Source organism: Paenibacillus auburnensis (genome assembly GCF_927798115.1).
GTDB classification, from domain to species: domain Bacteria; phylum Bacillota; class Bacilli; order Paenibacillales; family Paenibacillaceae; genus Paenibacillus_AQ; species Paenibacillus_AQ auburnensis.
In genome coordinates this window covers 1765227-1780759 of record NZ_CAKMMG010000001.1, presented here as the reverse complement: position 1 = coordinate 1780759, position 15533 = coordinate 1765227, and the positions used below count along the sequence as shown (strand labels likewise).

General features: G+C 50.4%; 13 protein-coding genes and 1 riboswitch. Of the genes, 12 read left to right on the top strand and 1 reads right to left on the bottom strand.

What is annotated here, in order from left to right; all coding sequences use genetic code 11:
* The first annotated feature begins 22 nt into the window (after nt 1-22).
* Nucleotides 23-3490, top strand: a complete 3468-nt coding sequence (locus L6H70_RS08295; protein WP_236331765.1) for a collagen binding domain-containing protein — start codon at nt 23-25, stop codon at nt 3488-3490.
* A 117-nt stretch (nt 3491-3607) separates the two neighbouring features.
* Here the strand turns inward: L6H70_RS08295 and L6H70_RS08290 are convergent, their stop codons facing one another.
* Nucleotides 3608-4942, bottom strand: coding sequence for an MFS transporter (locus tag L6H70_RS08290; RefSeq protein WP_236333200.1), 1335 nt, complete (start codon nt 4940-4942; stop codon nt 3608-3610).
* Nucleotides 4943-5105: 163 nt separating this feature from the next.
* On the opposite strand from L6H70_RS08290, the gene L6H70_RS08285 reads away from it, so the two are divergent.
* The 11 genes from L6H70_RS08285 (at nt 5106) to L6H70_RS08235 (ending at nt 15523) form a co-directional block, all read left to right on the top strand.
* Complete coding sequence (locus L6H70_RS08285; RefSeq protein WP_236331764.1) at nt 5106-6314, top strand: helix-turn-helix domain-containing protein; 1209 nt, start codon at nt 5106-5108, stop codon at nt 6312-6314.
* An 88-nt stretch (nt 6315-6402) separates the two neighbouring features.
* On the top strand, nt 6403-6798 hold the full coding sequence (mscL, locus tag L6H70_RS08280; RefSeq protein ID WP_236331762.1) for a large conductance mechanosensitive channel protein MscL: 396 nt from the start codon (nt 6403-6405) through the stop codon (nt 6796-6798).
* Nucleotides 6799-6939: 141 nt separating this feature from the next.
* Nucleotides 6940-7110, top strand: a riboswitch (FMN riboswitch).
* Between the two features lie 220 nt (nt 7111-7330).
* Nucleotides 7331-8431, top strand: a complete 1101-nt coding sequence (gene ribD / locus L6H70_RS08275) for a bifunctional diaminohydroxyphosphoribosylaminopyrimidine deaminase/5-amino-6-(5-phosphoribosylamino)uracil reductase RibD (protein WP_236331759.1) — start codon at nt 7331-7333, stop codon at nt 8429-8431.
* Between the two features lie 211 nt (nt 8432-8642).
* A complete protein-coding gene (locus tag L6H70_RS08270; RefSeq protein WP_236331757.1) occupies nt 8643-9308 on the top strand; it encodes a riboflavin synthase in 666 nt (221 codons plus the stop codon).
* Nucleotides 9309-9368: 60 nt separating this feature from the next.
* Nucleotides 9369-10622: a bifunctional 3,4-dihydroxy-2-butanone-4-phosphate synthase/GTP cyclohydrolase II gene (locus tag L6H70_RS08265; protein ID WP_236331755.1), complete on the top strand. Its 1254-nt coding sequence runs from the start codon at nt 9369-9371 to the stop codon at nt 10620-10622.
* Between the two features lie 47 nt (nt 10623-10669).
* Entirely contained in the window at nt 10670-11137 is a 468-nt protein-coding gene (gene ribH, locus L6H70_RS08260; RefSeq protein ID WP_054941407.1) for a 6,7-dimethyl-8-ribityllumazine synthase, read from the top strand.
* 140 nt (nt 11138-11277) lie between these two features.
* Nucleotides 11278-12069, top strand: a complete 792-nt coding sequence (locus L6H70_RS08255) for a segregation and condensation protein A (protein ID WP_206100882.1) — start codon at nt 11278-11280, stop codon at nt 12067-12069.
* Nucleotides 12038-12640 (top strand): SMC-Scp complex subunit ScpB, encoded by a 603-nt coding sequence (gene scpB, locus L6H70_RS08250; RefSeq protein ID WP_206100881.1) that lies wholly within the window; start codon nt 12038-12040, stop codon nt 12638-12640. Before L6H70_RS08255 ends, scpB begins: the two co-directional genes overlap by 32 nt.
* 224 nt (nt 12641-12864) lie before the next feature.
* Nucleotides 12865-13551, top strand: a complete 687-nt coding sequence (locus L6H70_RS08245) for a DUF2953 domain-containing protein (protein ID WP_236331754.1) — start codon at nt 12865-12867, stop codon at nt 13549-13551.
* A 118-nt stretch (nt 13552-13669) separates the two neighbouring features.
* Nucleotides 13670-14158, top strand: a complete 489-nt coding sequence (gene ytfJ, locus L6H70_RS08240; protein ID WP_236331752.1) for a GerW family sporulation protein — start codon at nt 13670-13672, stop codon at nt 14156-14158.
* Between the two features lie 165 nt (nt 14159-14323).
* The gene (locus tag L6H70_RS08235; protein ID WP_236331750.1) at nt 14324-15523 is read left to right on the top strand and encodes a D-alanyl-D-alanine carboxypeptidase family protein; all 1200 of its coding nucleotides are present in this window, start codon (nt 14324-14326) and stop codon (nt 15521-15523) included.
* Nucleotides 15524-15533: the final 10 nt, after the last annotated feature.

Here is a 15533-nt window from a genome sequence, read left to right as displayed (position 1 = left end):
CAGAAACGGGGGCTACCGGGGAATGATGAGAAAAAAAGTAAGTCTGGCCATTGTGATTCTTTTGCTTTTTGTGCAATATGCCTACGGCATCGGATTCACGTCACAGGTTAAAGCAGCTGCCATAGATCATGAAACGAACATCATTACCAGTGTTTCCATGGCAGTATACGGGCCGGACGGTAGCACAGTTACGGACAGTGTGTATGATGTTAATTCCAAGGTAACCTTGGATTATACCTGGGCACTTCCGGACGGACACAGCTACACAGCCGGAGATACGTTCACCTTCCAGCTTCCCGGACAGTTCCAGCTGTTCAATGATATCAGCGGAGCGCTTGTGTCGGATGATGGGCAGGTCGGTGATTTTACGATCAGCCAATCCACACATCAGGTGGTCATGACCTTCAATAATTACATTGAGAATCATGGCAATGTCCATGGGACGCTGCGGGTTAATACGAAATTCGACCGCACCCAATTGAACGGCAGCACGGTCGAGCAGATCCTGTTCCCGGTTGAGGGAGGCATACAGACTGTGACGGTGCATTTCAGGCCGGAGGTCAGTTCAACTATTGCCAAGAATGGCGTGTCCAGCGGCTTCAACGCGGACCATATCGATTGGACAGTCGATGTGAACAAGAAACTGGAATCCGTCCAGAATGCCGTAGTTACTGATCCTATTCCGGCTGGACTGTCGTTGGACAGTACGGTTACCCTCGCTGTTTATCAGCTGAACGTACAGCTGGATGGAACAGTCCTGCAGGGTAACTTGATTGATACCAGCAAATATAGTGCTGAGGTAACCGGGGGCACGCTGATCGTCCGTTTCACAGATTCCGTGCTAAACGGAGCATACCGGATCGCCTATTCCACTGGAATTACAGGTGACGAAGCCAGCTACACTAATACAGCTACATTTACCGGAGACGGACGTGATCCTGTCAGCGCATCAGCAACAGTTGCTGTACAGCGTGGCGGAAGCCTGAACAAAAAGGCGCTCAATTACGAATGGGGTAAGCATATTACCACTTGGGCGATCGAATACAATTATAACAAGAGGGTTGTCCCGCAGCAGAGTGCTGTGCTGACAGATTTATTCGACGATTCTCAGCGGCTAGTAACCGACTCAGTTACGGTATACCCGGTTACACTTGATTCTACGGGAAAAGCTACGAAAGGTACGGCTCTGGCGGAGAATGTGGATTATACGCTGACCGGTATTATCGGAGTAGAGAAGGCGGGCTTCAAGCTGCAGTTCCTGAACGGCATATCCTCCGCTTACCTTATTGAGTATAAGACAGAGGCACAGGGCCGAGTTTATAAAGATACTACAATTACCAACACAGTTTCTGACAGTACCTACAGCGCTTCAGCTACTCAATTGATTCGTCCGGCCATTGTTTATAAAACGCTGTCCGGAGTGGATTACTCGAAACAGACGGTAAACTGGAAGATCACCGTGAATGGTGACAATTATCCAATGAAGGAAGTTGTACTGACTGATACATTCCCGCAGGGCGGACTAAAATTCATACCGGAATCACTGGTTGTGCGAAACAGCAGCGGAGCGGTGCTTGATAACTCGGCTTACACGCTGGATTATAATGAATCCAGTGCGCCGCATGCCGGATGGAATACCGGATTTAAGGTGATATTTAAATCAACGATAACCGGTACTTATACTATCGGTTATACTACCAAATTCAGCAGTTCCTACGCGAAGAGCGACAATTTCGTCAACACGGCTAAGGTCGACTGGAAGGATATTGAAGGCATGCGTACGGCCAGTGCAAACGGATTGTTTGTTCCCCGCCCAGAGTATAAGAACAACGGATTCAAGACCGGAGTTTATGATGCGGCAACCAAAGAAATAACCTGGACGATTGGTGTCAATTATACGAGTGTCGCGGTAATAGAGCCTGTTGTTTCGGACATTTTGACAGCCGGGCAGACACTGGTTCCGGGATCACTCAAAGTGTATAAGATGAATCTGAATGCCAACGGGGACTATACCAAAGGGGATGAATTGGCCCCAGACTCCTATAGTTACCGGGTCAATAACGGCAATGAGTATAGGTTTGTGTTTACTGACAGCATCAATAAACCGTATTATGTTGTCTTTAAAACCAGCCTTGCAGGACAGCTGATTGACAGCAATGTTGTCAATACAGCACAGCTGTTTGATGGCACAAAGAAGGTTTCCAAAGATTTGACCGCTTCCGTGAACATTCCGCATGGTGGTGAGTATGTATTTAAGAGTGGCCAGCAAAATGGTGATAAAGTGAATTGGAGTATCGCCATTAACCGGACCCAGTCCCATGTGAAGGATGCTAAAATCACAGATACACCAAGCACGAATCAAATACTGCTGCCGGACTCCTTCCATCTCTATCCTACAGTTGTAGCAGCAAACGGGGAGGTAACGAAAAGCAGTGCTGAATTAACAAAAGGTACTGACTATACCCTGAAAGTGATTGCTGATGCTGATGGTAAACAAAGCTTCGAATTAAGCTTTGCTTCGGCTATCGATTCCGCTTATGTGCTGGAATACCAGTCACTGATTGTAGCGAATACTGGCGATAAGCTGGTTAACGAAGTGAGATTCAGCGGAAATAATAACATCCTGATTGAGAAGGATACGACCAAAGAAGTGATCGTTGGTGTATCCAGCGGTTCGGGCACAGGCAGCGGTGTTAAAGGTATGCTAACCGTCAAAAAGCTGGATGCACAGAACAGCCAAAAGGTGCTCGAAGGTGCTACGTTTGAGCTTTACCGGCTTAACGGCACAGACCGGGTGCTGGTCAACACCCGTACAACAGATGCGGCAGGCACTGCAGTATTCAATAATATCTGGCTGGGCAGCTACGTCCTGATTGAGACTGCAGCCCCGAGCGGATATGTCCTAGATACAAGAGAGTATCCTGTTACAATTAGTTCTGCCGCTGGCGTCAATCTGACGGTGTACAATACACCAGTAGTGCCGACGGCTACACCAACTGCAGCACCGACAGCGTCAACAACGCCAACAGAGTCTCCATTGGCATCCGCATCGCCGGTAGTTTCTCCTGCACCGACAACGTCGGCAGAGGTTACTCCTGCGCCGACAACGTCAGCAGCAGCATCACCATCACCGGCGCTTCCGGGGGGCACACCTTTCCCAACAAGCTCTCCGATTCCGGGAGTGATTATTGATGATAATGCCATCCCTGGCGGACCGGCGATAACACCGCCAGTATCGGCAGGACCGTCAACACCGCCTGCTGCTCCATCAGCGGCACCGGGAGAAACAGTTATCGATGATGATATTCCGCTTGGTGGAGTCGATATCGATGAGGATGATATTCCAAAAGGAACAGTGACTGATCCGGCGAGCGGCGGCAAGCTGCCACAGACGGGTGAGAGTAGTCCAATGCCGATCTATCTGGCAGGACTTGGTCTGATTGTAATCGGCTTTGTACTAAACCGGGTATTCAGACGGAAGCAGAACTAGCTATTACCGGTCAACCATTCAGCTAACCTCATAAACAGCATAACTGATAGCACGCGGCAGATAATGCCGCGTGCTATTTTTTTGTTATCCTTTCTTCACAAGCAGCAGCTTGCCTGATCAGGCATGAAGCTGTACCTCAGCTTCCCGGTTCTCATTGGCTTCCAGCTCATTGCCGCTCTTAAGGCCTCTTCGTCCCAGCAAAGTGACCAGTAAAATTGCCAAGCCTGAGGCCGTTAGGAGGAATGCAGCTGGAAGCAGGTCCACGAGCAGTCCATACAGGATCATTCCTGCCGGTGCAATTGCCCCCGATGCAGTCTCGACGACGGCAAACACCCTTCCGCGGTAATCCGCCTCCACCGTCTGCTGTAAATACACTTGAATCGGGATGTTAATATTCATAACCGTACTGCCGGTTAGAAACATCAGTACAAGCAGGAATATGAAGGCGGAGCCGGTGCTGAAGAAGAATATCAGCGGCAGTGCCATAGCTATAAACAGCAGTCCGAGTGACGTAAGCCCCCGAATCAGGGAGCGGGCAGGGCTGCTGCTTTGGCGGCGTACGCTCAGCAGTAGGGACATCACAAGCATACCTGCAGCCAGCATGGCATTCAGGGTTCCGTACTGGCCGGATGAGAGTGACAGATGCTCCACGGCCACAAAGGGCAGCACGACGTTGAGCGCTACCACAAAAAAATTGACCCAGAACACAATAATAAGGATAGCCCGGATAACTGGCTTTTTAAATACATACGAGATGCCGCCGGTAAGACTGCTGCGCAGTTCTGACATCATATTTGATAGATCCCGCCCTGCATGGCTTAGGGCAGCAGGATCTGCTGCTCCGCCGGATTCTGTCAGCTCCGGGTCTCGTTTGAACCTGAGTCCGCAGCTCATAAGGGTTGAAATGGTAAAACCTGCTGCATTCAGCAGCATAAAGAGCTTGAACGGGACGACGGCATACAGCATGCCCCCAAGTACCGGTGCAAGCAGGTTGCCAATGGATCCGGCCATCTGGTTGAGAGAGCCGGCGCGCTGGATGTACTGGGAATCGACGAGCTGAAGCAGGGAGGAGGAGACGGAGATTCCATAGAAGGTGGAGCATACGGAGAGCAGAACCAGTGAGGTATAGATGGGCAGCAGCATGCCTCCACCCAGAGAGACCGCCAGAAAGGCTAGCAGCAGTGTCAGGACAGCCGCAAGGTCTGAGTATATCAGCAGCATGCGGCGGTTCATCCGGTCTGCCATCACACCGGCGAAGGGCGCAAGCACAATCCGCGGCAGCATTCCGCAGATCAGGGTAACGGCAAAGCTGCTTCCCGAGCCTGTGAGTTTCAGAATATACAATCCCACCACGAATGTATACATGCCAGAGCCCAGGATCGAAGCGAGCTTGCCGGTAAAGAAGAGGAGCATATTACGGCTGCTTGGAGTGGCGAAATATCCTTTTTTCATCTTCAAACCATCCACCTCTTTATAAAGTTAAATTATATTAAACTTATATTATGCTCAATCCCATAAAATCGCAACAAAAAGTTTAATTTAATTTAACTTTCTTTCTTGCTCCCTTATATTAAGCTATACTGAGATCAAGACGGACAGAAGGATGGGCCACCCTATGACAACAACTCAACAGATGATCGGAGATAAAATCAAACAGCTCCGCAAGGCAAAAGGGCTTACCCAGAGCGAGCTGGCCGGAGAGGCTATGACCAAAAGTATGCTCAGCCAAATTGAGAACGGGCATGCACTGCCTTCCATGCGGAGTCTGCAAATATTAGCTAAGCGCCTTGGCGTAGATGCCGGTTATTTCCTTGAAGACAGCCAGAGCCTAGACCTGGCCCGCATGGTCCGCGACATCGAAGCTAAGTTCAAGCAAAAAAATTACCAGGCGATTATTTCTGCAGTAAAGCCGCTTATGGACGGGAAGCTTCCGATGACCGTGGATGCAGCGCGTCTGATGGAGTTCTATGTAAATGCCTGCTTTTATACGGGAACAGACGGAGGGATCGATGCAATTAGCAGGGCGGTAGAAATATACGAGCGGTTCGGCTTATTTGTGGAAAGTGCCAAAGTACAGTATCTGGCCTATGCCCTCATGTTCACCCAAAGCCGGTACCAGGAGAGCCTGGAGCTGATTCTTCGGGTCAGAGAGGAGTATACCAGCAAAAAAGTCGGCAATGATTTTCTCTTCGAGCTCGACCTCCATTATGCGGAGAGTGTTTCCTTATCTGCTCTGGGTGATTACGAAGGAAGCCGGGAAGCTGCGCTGGCGGCTGTTGCCCTGTCACGGGAAGAAGGAGTGTATTATTTAACAGATCATTTATACCGCGTGTTGTCCAATCTAGCCCAAATGTCTGGGAAGCTGGAGGAAGCAAAAACATACTTAAATAAGGCGCGGCTGTTTGTGCAGTTTACAGAGGATGAGCTGTCGGTGCAGCTTCTTGAATTGGCTGAGATCAGACAAGCTAACGCGGAGGGAAGGTACGAGGAGGCGTTACGGATGGGGCAGCAATTTCAGGCCAGGGAAAGCATATATGCATCGAGCGGCTGCCTTGTGACCGGAGCTGCACTCTATCATCTGGGAAGGGATGAGGAAGCACTTGCGGTGTTATCAAAGGTTACGCTGCCGGATCACGCTTACCATCCGCTGGACCGGGCCAGTGTGTTCACATCGTATGCCTATAAAGCCAGAATCTATGCCAGACAAGGGAAGATGGAAGAGGCGCGTCAGCAATCACAGATTGCATTCGAACGGGTGCAGCATTATCCGCCTTCTGTACACAGGAAATTCATTGAGGATACATACCGGGAGCTGCATAATTAACAGATAGCATGCTTCAACGAAGAGATCATTGGTCTTCCACAGTACTGATGCTATAATAATTTAAAATTTAATTATTGGAGGGAACGATATGTGGAAAGAATTTAAAAGCTTTGCCATGAAGGGCAATGTGCTCGACCTGGCCGTTGCAGTAGTCATTGGAGCTGCATTCGGCAAAATTGTCTCATCACTTGTTGCAGACATCATCATGCCGCTGATGGGCTTGATTAGCGGTGGGAAGAACCTGGAAAATCTAACATTTACTTATTTGGATGCGACAGTCAAATACGGTGTTTTCCTGCAGAGTGTGATTGATTTCTTTATTATTTCCTTCTCAATCTTTATGGTGATCAAGGTGGCGAACCGATTTAAACGCAAGGAAGCTGTAAAGGTCGAGGTAGTAGAGACACCTGCCCCAGATCCAGAAATTGTCCTGCTGACGGAAATCCGTGATTTGCTGAGAACGGGCAAGCAGGGGGAAGTCTAGAGGCTGGTTACATAACTGTGTTCCGAACTCATTATGGACAAGCGAAGAATGAAGCAGGCGTAAATGATACGCTTGCTTTTTTTGACGTATAGTGCTAACTTTATTTTAGTCAGTAAGTCGTTTTTTTAATTTCATACTGGTTTGATCCTTCAGGGCAGGGTGTAATTCCCTACCGGCGGTGATGTTATTGTGAGTTGGCTTTCATAGCCACTACAGTGCTTAGTCCGCTACCCGCGTCGTATGATTCTAACGAACGGTGGACCCGGTGCAATTCCGGGACCGACAGTATAGTCTGGATGGAAGAAGGAGAGATCGACGTTCTGCCACCCGATGGCAGGCGTACAGCCGTGTTTCAAAATATTATGTGCGAACTTTCACAAAGAAAAGGTGAGGGTGCTTATTTACGCACAATTTATTAGAATTTCCGGTAAACTCTCGTATATCCCGTCTTGAACTCCGCCTGGAGATTGAGACGGGTTTTTCTGCATTTAGCTAATAAAATAAAGAAGTAAGTAAGGATTGGAGGCAGATCATGGATATCATGAACGATGAGTTTTACATGTCGCTTGCACTGGATATGGCGGAAAGAGCGCAGGGACAGACTGGCATCAATCCGGTTGTCGGTTGTGTAGTCGTAAAAGACGGGGCTGTGATCGGCCTGGGGACACATCTGCAGCGGGGGACCGGCCATGCCGAGGTCCATGCACTCAACATGGCCGCCGGTAAGGCACAGGGCAGCACCGCTTATGTCACGCTTGAGCCCTGCAGCCATTACGGCAAGACACCGCCCTGCAGCCAGCGGCTGATTGATGAGGGCGTTGCGCGGGTAGTCGTTGCCTGTGAGGACCCGAATCCGCAGGTTGCGGGACGGGGCATCCAAATGCTGCGCGAAGCAGGCATTGATGTTGAAGTGGGGCTGCTTCGCAGCCGCGCCTTACGGCTGAATGAGAAGTTTATCAAGTATATACTAACGAAACAGCCGTTTGTAACTCTTAAGAGTGCAAGCACACTGGATGGCAAGCTTGCCACCAAGACGGGTGACAGCAAGTGGATTTCAAATGGACAAGCGCGGGAAATTGTACATACGCTGCGGCACCGTCACCAGGGAATAATGGTTGGTGTTAACACGGTTATCGCCGACAATCCCTCGCTGACGACCCGGATGGAAGTGCCCGGACTTCATCCGATCCGTATCGTGATTGATTCCTCTTTACGGATTCCGCTTGAATCGGCAGTAGTCACTGATGGCCAGGCACCGACAATTGTTGTTACCACTGCAGCTGCTGATCCGGCCCATAAGGCTGCGCTTGAGGCAGCAGGCGTTACGGTTGTCGTCAGTGGCGCGGGGCCGCGGGTCGATCTGCAGGCCGCCATGGTTGCGCTTGGTGAAATGGAGATCAGCTCCATTCTCCTTGAGGGCGGCGGAACGTTGAACGGCTCGATGCTGGAGAGCGGGCTGGTTGACCGCGTAGTGTTATTCTTCGCACCGAAGATTGTCGGTGGAGGAAGCCAGGCTGCGGGAACCTTCGAATTCCCCGGCGTCGAGCTGATGAAGGACGCGGTCATGCTGGAGGGATTGGAAGTCGAAGTGCTCGGGGATAATGTCTGTATCAGCGGGACTCCAGTCCGCTAGGAAGCAGCGGATGCTTCTGAAGCGAGTTTTGTCCGGAGATATTCACAGAAGTAATCCTAACAAAACTAGGCGTATGCTTTCGAAGCAAGTTTTGTACGAAGCAGATTCACAGTAGTAATCCTAACAAAACTAGGCGTATGCTTCCGAAGCGAGTTTTGTCCGAAGCATATTCACAGAAGTAATCCTAACAAAACTTTTAGGAGGGGATAACATGTTCACCGGATTAATCGAGGAGGTTGGCGTGCTGCGCGGCGTCAGCAGCGGCGGTGAGATGATGGTGCTGAATATCGGCGCATCGCTCATTATGAGTGATCTGAAAATCGGCGACAGCGTATCCGTCAATGGTGTCTGCCTGACGGCGACCTCGATCGGCGAGCATTCTTTTACCGTTGATGTTATGCCGCAGACCTACCGCAACAGCAATCTGAAGGAGCTGCGCAGCGGGAGCAAAATGAATCTGGAACGGGCCATGGCCGCCGGCGGGCGCTTTGGCGGGCATATCGTCCAGGGTCATGTGGAGGGTACGGGGGAGATCCGTAGTGTGAAGCGTGACCAGAATGCAGTCGTGTTCGAGATCACGCCGGATAAGAATTCCTTGTTCAAATATATTATCCCTAAAGGCTCCATTACAATTGACGGGATTAGCCTTACAGTGGTAAACACGACTTCATCAGCATTCACCGTCTCCATCATTCCCCATACGCTTGGAGAAACGGTGCTTAACCATAAACGTCCTGGCGACAGCATTAACATTGAATGCGATGTGCTCGGCAAATATGTCGATCATCTCCTTCATTACAGGGGAGCAGGCACTGAGGAAGAAGAGAGCAGTTCCCGGATTAGCCATGATTTCCTGGCGGCGAACGGGTTTGTATAAATAAGAAATAGGCTTACAGCGGCCAGCGGGCCAGTGTAGAGTCATCAGGAGGACAGAACTATGAGCGAGCATGACAAGCAAGACAGCGTCTTGGACTCAATTGAAGATGCCATTTATGATTTGATGCGCGGCAAGGTGATTATCGTGGTCGATGATGAGGATCGTGAGAACGAAGGCGACTTTATCGCCTTGGCCGAACGCTCCACTCCGGAAGTCATCAACTTCATGATCACGGAGGGCCGCGGTCTGGTCTGTGTGCCGATCACAGCGGAACGGGCCGAAGAGCTGGATCTGCAGCCGATGGTTACCCACAATACCGACAATCACGGCACTGCTTTTACCGTATCGGTTGACCATATTGATACGACTACCGGTATTTCCGCCGGTGAGCGCTCCATGACCATCAAAGCATTAATGGACCCTAATGCCAAACCGTCAGACTTCCGCAGACCGGGCCATATGTTCCCGCTGATTGCCAAGAAAGGCGGCGTACTCCGCCGCTCCGGCCACACCGAGGCTGCTGTTGATTTGGCCCGCATGTGCGGCGCTTATCCTGCCAGCGTCATCTGTGAAGTCGTTAAGGCTGACGGCACCATGGCCCGTCTGCCGGATCTCGTCGAAATTGCGAAGAAACATGATCTCAAGCTGATCAGCATCAAGGATCTTATCCATTACCGTAATGAGAAGGAGCACCTGGTCAACCGTGAAGTATCGGTGAACCTGCCGACAGACTTCGGCGACTTCCAGACCATTGCCTATACAAATGAGGTGGACGACAAGGAGCATGTTGCTCTTGTCAAAGGCGACATCTCAGGAGAAGATCCGGTACTGGTGCGCGTGCATTCCGAATGCCTCACCGGTGATGTCTTCCATTCCCACCGCTGCGACTGCGGCCCGCAATTTGAAGCCGCGCTGCGCCAGATTGAAGCTGCGGGCAGAGGTGTGCTGCTCTATATGCGCCAGGAAGGCAGAGGTATCGGCCTGATCAATAAACTGCGGGCTTACAAGCTGCAGGAAGAAGGGCTGGACACTGTCGATGCCAACCTGAAGCTGGGCTTCCCGGCTGATCTGCGGGATTATGGCATCGGTGCACAGATCCTGAAGGATTTAGGCGTCCGCCAGATTAAGCTGATGACCAACAATCCGCGCAAGATCAAAGGGCTGGAAGGCTATGGTCTTGAGGTGGTTGAGCGCGTGCCGATCCAGATGCCGGAGAATAAGGATAACACCAATTATCTCCATACCAAGCAGGCCAAGCTTGGCCATCTGCTGACTTTTGATAACATTGAACAAAATGAGGATTCGAAAGCTTAACTTTTACCATAAACTACTAACTTAAACATGAAGGGTTGATGAACACAATGCCGAATTATTTTGAAGGACATTTAGTATCTGAGGGTTTGAAATATGGTGTAGTTGTAGGACGTTTCAATGAATTTATTACCAGCAAGCTGCTTTCCGGTGCCCTGGACGCATTCAAGCGCCACGGTGTTGCCGATGATGAGGTGGATGTTGCTTGGGTTCCGGGCGTATTCGAAATCCCACTGATCTGCCAAAAAATGGCCGAAAGCGGCAAATATGACGCCGTCATTGCCCTCGGCACAGTAATCCGCGGATCTACAACACATTATGACTATGTGTGCAACGAGGTTGCCAAAGGCGTAGCGGCAATCAATCTTAAAACAGGCGTTCCGACTATTTTCGGTGTCGTGACTACTGAGAATATCGAGCAGGCAATTGAGCGCTCGGGGACCAAAGCGGGTAATAAAGGCTGGGATGCAGCTACCTCTGCCATCGAGATGGCTAACCTGAACAAGCTGTTTAAGTAAGACAGCCTCTTGACGAATCAGCCTTAATCGTGCTTATTTATAAGTATGAGAAGAAAGCATGGTCTATAAAAAATCTTTCTACTTGTGTAGCGTCCATTTAGCGGCGCTGCACTTTACTTTTTTTAGCAGGAGGAAATCGCGTGACTGTATTGTATAAGCTGGAGACGTTCGAAGGTCCGCTCGATCTGCTCTTGCACTTGATTGACAAAGCGGAAATCGACATCCAGGACATTCCGGTCAGCGAGATTACCGAGCAGTACATGGAATACCTGCAGACGATGCAGGAGCTTGAGCTGGATATTACCAGTGAGTTTCTCGTAATGGCAGCTACCCTCTTATCCATCAAGAGCAAGCTGTTGCTGCCGAAGCCGCCGGTCATTGAGATCGAGGATTTCGATTACTACGAGGACGACGGCTATGATCCGCGTGCAGAGCTGGTGGAACGGCTGATTGAATACCGCAAAATCAAGAGCATTGCCGTACAGCTGCTGGATATGGAGAGTGAGCGCAGCCTTATTTTTACGAAGGAACCTGAGGATTTAGGGCCTTTTGTGCCGACACAGGTGGACAACACCCTGAAAGGGCTGCATACGTCTGACCTGATTGCCGCCTTCCGCAAAGCGCTGAGCAAGGCAGCCAGAAGATCGTCGTATCAGCGGATTACCCGTGACGAAATTTCAGTGAAGGACCGGATACGGGATGTGTCAGAGGCGCTGATGCGCAAAGGGATGGGCGGCAGGCTGCGGTTCTCTGCGCTTTTGCATGAGAGCATGGACCGGCATGAGATCGTAACAACCTTCCTGGCAATTCTGGAGCTGATGAAAATGAAGGCGATATTTTGCTATCAGGAGAAATTATTTGATGACATTGTAATGGAGTGGAGAGGGGGAGAGGAGTTCAGTGGATTACAAAACGCTGAAATCGATTATTGAGGGATTGCTGTTCCTATCCGGCGATGAGGGCTTATCAGCCCGTCAAATTGCCGAGATTACCGAGCAGCGCCCGGATCTGGCAACGAGAGCGCTTGAAGAGCTGAAGGACGATTACATTTCACAGGAACGCGGTCTGCAGGTGGTGCAGATTGCCGGGAATTACCGGCTGGCCACATTGCCTGACCATGCACCGTATTTTGAGCGCCTGGCGTACTCGCCTTCCAGATCCTCGTTGTCTCAAGCGGCACTGGAAACGCTGGCTATCGTGGCTTACCGTCAGCCGATTACCCGGGTGGAGATTGAAGAAATCCGCGGAGTGAAGTCCGAACGGGCGATCCATACGCTGAATAACAAGGATCTGATTCATGAGGTTGGACGGGCAGAGGCCGTTGGCCGCCCTATATTGTATGGTACGACCAAGTCATTCCTGGACAGCTTCGGCCTGGCCAGCCTGAAGGAACTGCCGGAGCCGTCGAGCTTCGATACTTCCGACAGTCTTGAAGAGGAGACACAGCTTCTATTCAACAAGCTGGACAGCCAGTTAACCTTCGACGATGTCGAGCAACCTTAGACAGGCATTGACGGAATAAGGACTTATATATTTTACTGCCGCTGTTCCTTTAGGGAGCAGCGGTTTTTTGTATTTCTTCCGGTTCCCCGTAAAGTGTCCGTATAACCTTTGAAGCCGGGGCTTTACTTTGTTTGGGAATTTTGTGATCGTCCCGAATTTTTTCCAGCCAACTTTGCCATACTAATCCAAGTGTTCCTATAAAAAGGCTGCTTGGAGGTTAATCCGTGACGTTATGGCTTGCTATACCCTTGGCCGTGCTGTTGTTTGTGATTGTACTCGCCCTGTCTTCCTCTATCCATTTTCACTTCCGCCTATGCAGACTCGGTAAGGATGATCGCTTGGAATTTGATATTAGAGCCTTGTTCGGGCTGATTAAATTCCATTATGAGCTGCCAAAGCTAGTTTTTGAAGGGATTGAACGCGGGGTGAAGGTAAAGCTCGAAAAGAGCGGGATTGCGCCAGTCCGCCAAGATTCTGATACAGAAGGACAAATCAATAAAGAAACGGTGCAGGAATGGGCGGACCATCTAAAAGAGGCTTTGCGGGCAACCCGGGGTTTAAAGAAATGGCTTAAGGGCCTCTTGTCCCATGTCAAGATTACCAAACTCGACTGGTCAACGGATTTTTCGCTGGGTGATGCAGCGTACACAGCCACGGCAACAGGCGCACTTTGGGGGTTAAAATGGAGTCTCGTGGGCTGGATGTCACAGTTTGTCCGGCTGCAGCAGCGTCCGCGGATGTTTGTTGTGCCGGTTTTCCGGGATGAGCTGTGCTATTCTACAGAAGCTGTCTGTACCGGGAAGCTGTCTGTTGCATATGTCTTATTTGCCGGTTTGCTGCTGCTGCGCCGCATTTCGGAGGTTAAGGGCGGTTTGTCCCGTTGGATTAAGCTTTTGAGGCAAAAACGCTGAGCTCACTCAGCTTGGAATTTCCTCCGAAGAAACGTCTTACATACAAATGGTGCCGATGGGGGATGATATCACCTGTGAAAGAATTAGAAGTCCCTAGAATTCAAAGGAGGCTAACAATATGAGTGACCATCCGATCCAAGGTCTAATGCAGACGGCGATGGAAAATATCAAGGGTATGGTGGATGTTAATACGATTGTCGGAGATCCTGTGGAAACACCGGATGGCAGCGTTATTCTGCCGATTAGTAAAGTGGCGTTTGGATTTGCCGCAGGCGGCAGTGACTACCGGGTGGAAGATGATGCCCCTGGTGTGAACGGCAGCGGAAGCGGGGTCAAATTGCTTCCTTTTGGAGGAGGTAGCGGCGGCGGTGTTTCGATCCGTCCAATCGCGTTTCTCGTAGTGGGCAGAGAAGGGGTACATATTGTGCCGCTGGATAATCAGACCCATCTGTTCGAGAAAATTATTGACGCTACGCCAAACCTGATCGACAAAATCCAGAATATGTTTCAAAACGGTACACCTGTAGGGGCGGAAGTAGTGGGTGCTAAAGTTACCAAAACAGAGGTAAAAGCTGAAACGGTACCTTCGAATTCATCCACCCATTAGAAGTCCGGACAGACAAAAATCGGGATATCGCCTTTTGCGGCGGTGTCCCTTTTTGTATGTGAACGGTACAAGCGGAGGACATACCTGTTCCTCAAGCTGCATACACTTGTACAACATAGGATGATAATTCATTACGGAACCCTAAGATCTGATAAAAGCCGGAGGATGAACATGAAGACATTAACCTTTAGGTCGTCGTTAATTTTGATATTGTGCACACTGCTGGTGGTTTGGGCTCCACCTTATCTTGTTCATGCGGAGAATATCTCTATCACAACTCATGCCAGAGCGGCGGCGCTGATTGATGTGGAATCCGGCAGGATTCTTTACAGCAGCCGGGGAGATGAGCCAATGCTGATCGCCAGTCTGACCAAAATCATGACTGCCATAGTGGCCATAGAGAATGGGGATCTGGATTCCAAGGTCAAAGTAGGAAAGAATGCTTTTGCCAAGGAGGGCTCCTCACTGTATTTGAAGCAGGGGGAGGAAATGAAGCTGGAGGATATGCTCTACGGTCTGATGCTTCGTTCCGGGAATGATGCGGCCACTGCGATCGCAGAACATGTCGGCGGATCGGAACAGGGCTTCGTCTATTTGATGAATGCCAAGGCGGAGGAGCTTGGACTGACCCATACGCATTTTGCCAATCCGCACGGGCTGGATGCTGAAGGCCATTATTCCAGTGCCAATGACCTAGCCGTGTTGACCGCATACGCGCTGCATAATCCTGTTTTTAAGGAGATTGTGAGAACCCAGGAGAAAACGGCGGACAATCCGTATGAGAAATGGGACTACAAATGGGCTAACAAAAATAAAATGCTCCGTCTCTATGAAGGTGCGGATGGAGTAAAAACAGGCTATACCAAAAAGGCGCTGCGGTGTCTGGTCAGCTCCGCCACCCGGAACGGGCAGCAGCTGGTGGCAGTGACGCTGAATGATGGCAATGACTGGAACGACCATGCTTCGCTGCTTAATTTCGGCTTTAACCATTATCCGCTCAAAACCTTAATTGAACGCGGGGAAAGCATCAGCGGATATAGTTTCGTAACGTCAAAGAAGTTTGCCTATCCGCTCGGACAGGGTGAAGAAGCCAGGATAGTCACGAAGCTCGTTCTGAATGGTCAGCCGGCCGCTTCTGGCGGGTCTGAAGCCCGCAGCAGCTTTGGGTTGAAGGGGGCGCTGGTGCTGCAGCTCGGCGGAAAGGAGATCGGCCGGGTGCCGGTTTATACACCGGAGCAGCTTCCTCCGGAGCAATCTTTATATATGAAGCGATACGCTCCGGCGGGGGCTGCTGAGTATCCGGCAGACACTTGGCTGCAGGCGCTGGGCAGTGCGCTGCGCGCGCTGTTGCAAATGGGGAAATAACAGGACGCGG

What these genes read in the sequence shown, in the direction of transcription:
- L6H70_RS08265 (WP_236331755.1), top strand. Translation starts at nt 9,369, where the DNA reads ATGAGCGAGCATGACAAGCAAGACAGCGTCTTGGACTCAATTGAAGAT.
- ytfJ (WP_236331752.1), top strand. Translation starts at nt 13,670, where the DNA reads ATGAGTGACCATCCGATCCAAGGTCTAATGCAGACGGCGATGGAAAAT.
- L6H70_RS08285 (WP_236331764.1), top strand. Translation starts at nt 5,106, where the DNA reads ATGACAACAACTCAACAGATGATCGGAGATAAAATCAAACAGCTCCGC.
- L6H70_RS08295 (WP_236331765.1), top strand. Translation starts at nt 23, where the DNA reads ATGATGAGAAAAAAAGTAAGTCTGGCCATTGTGATTCTTTTGCTTTTT.
- mscL (WP_236331762.1), top strand. Translation starts at nt 6,403, where the DNA reads ATGTGGAAAGAATTTAAAAGCTTTGCCATGAAGGGCAATGTGCTCGAC.
- ribD (WP_236331759.1), top strand. Translation starts at nt 7,331, where the DNA reads ATGGATATCATGAACGATGAGTTTTACATGTCGCTTGCACTGGATATG.
- L6H70_RS08270 (WP_236331757.1), top strand. Translation starts at nt 8,643, where the DNA reads ATGTTCACCGGATTAATCGAGGAGGTTGGCGTGCTGCGCGGCGTCAGC.
- L6H70_RS08235 (WP_236331750.1), top strand. Translation starts at nt 14,324, where the DNA reads ATGAACATGAAGACATTAACCTTTAGGTCGTCGTTAATTTTGATATTG.
- L6H70_RS08290 (WP_236333200.1), bottom strand. Translation starts at nt 4,942, where the DNA reads ATGAAAAAAGGATATTTCGCCACTCCAAGCAGCCGTAATATGCTCCTC.
- ribH (WP_054941407.1), top strand. Translation starts at nt 10,670, where the DNA reads ATGCCGAATTATTTTGAAGGACATTTAGTATCTGAGGGTTTGAAATAT.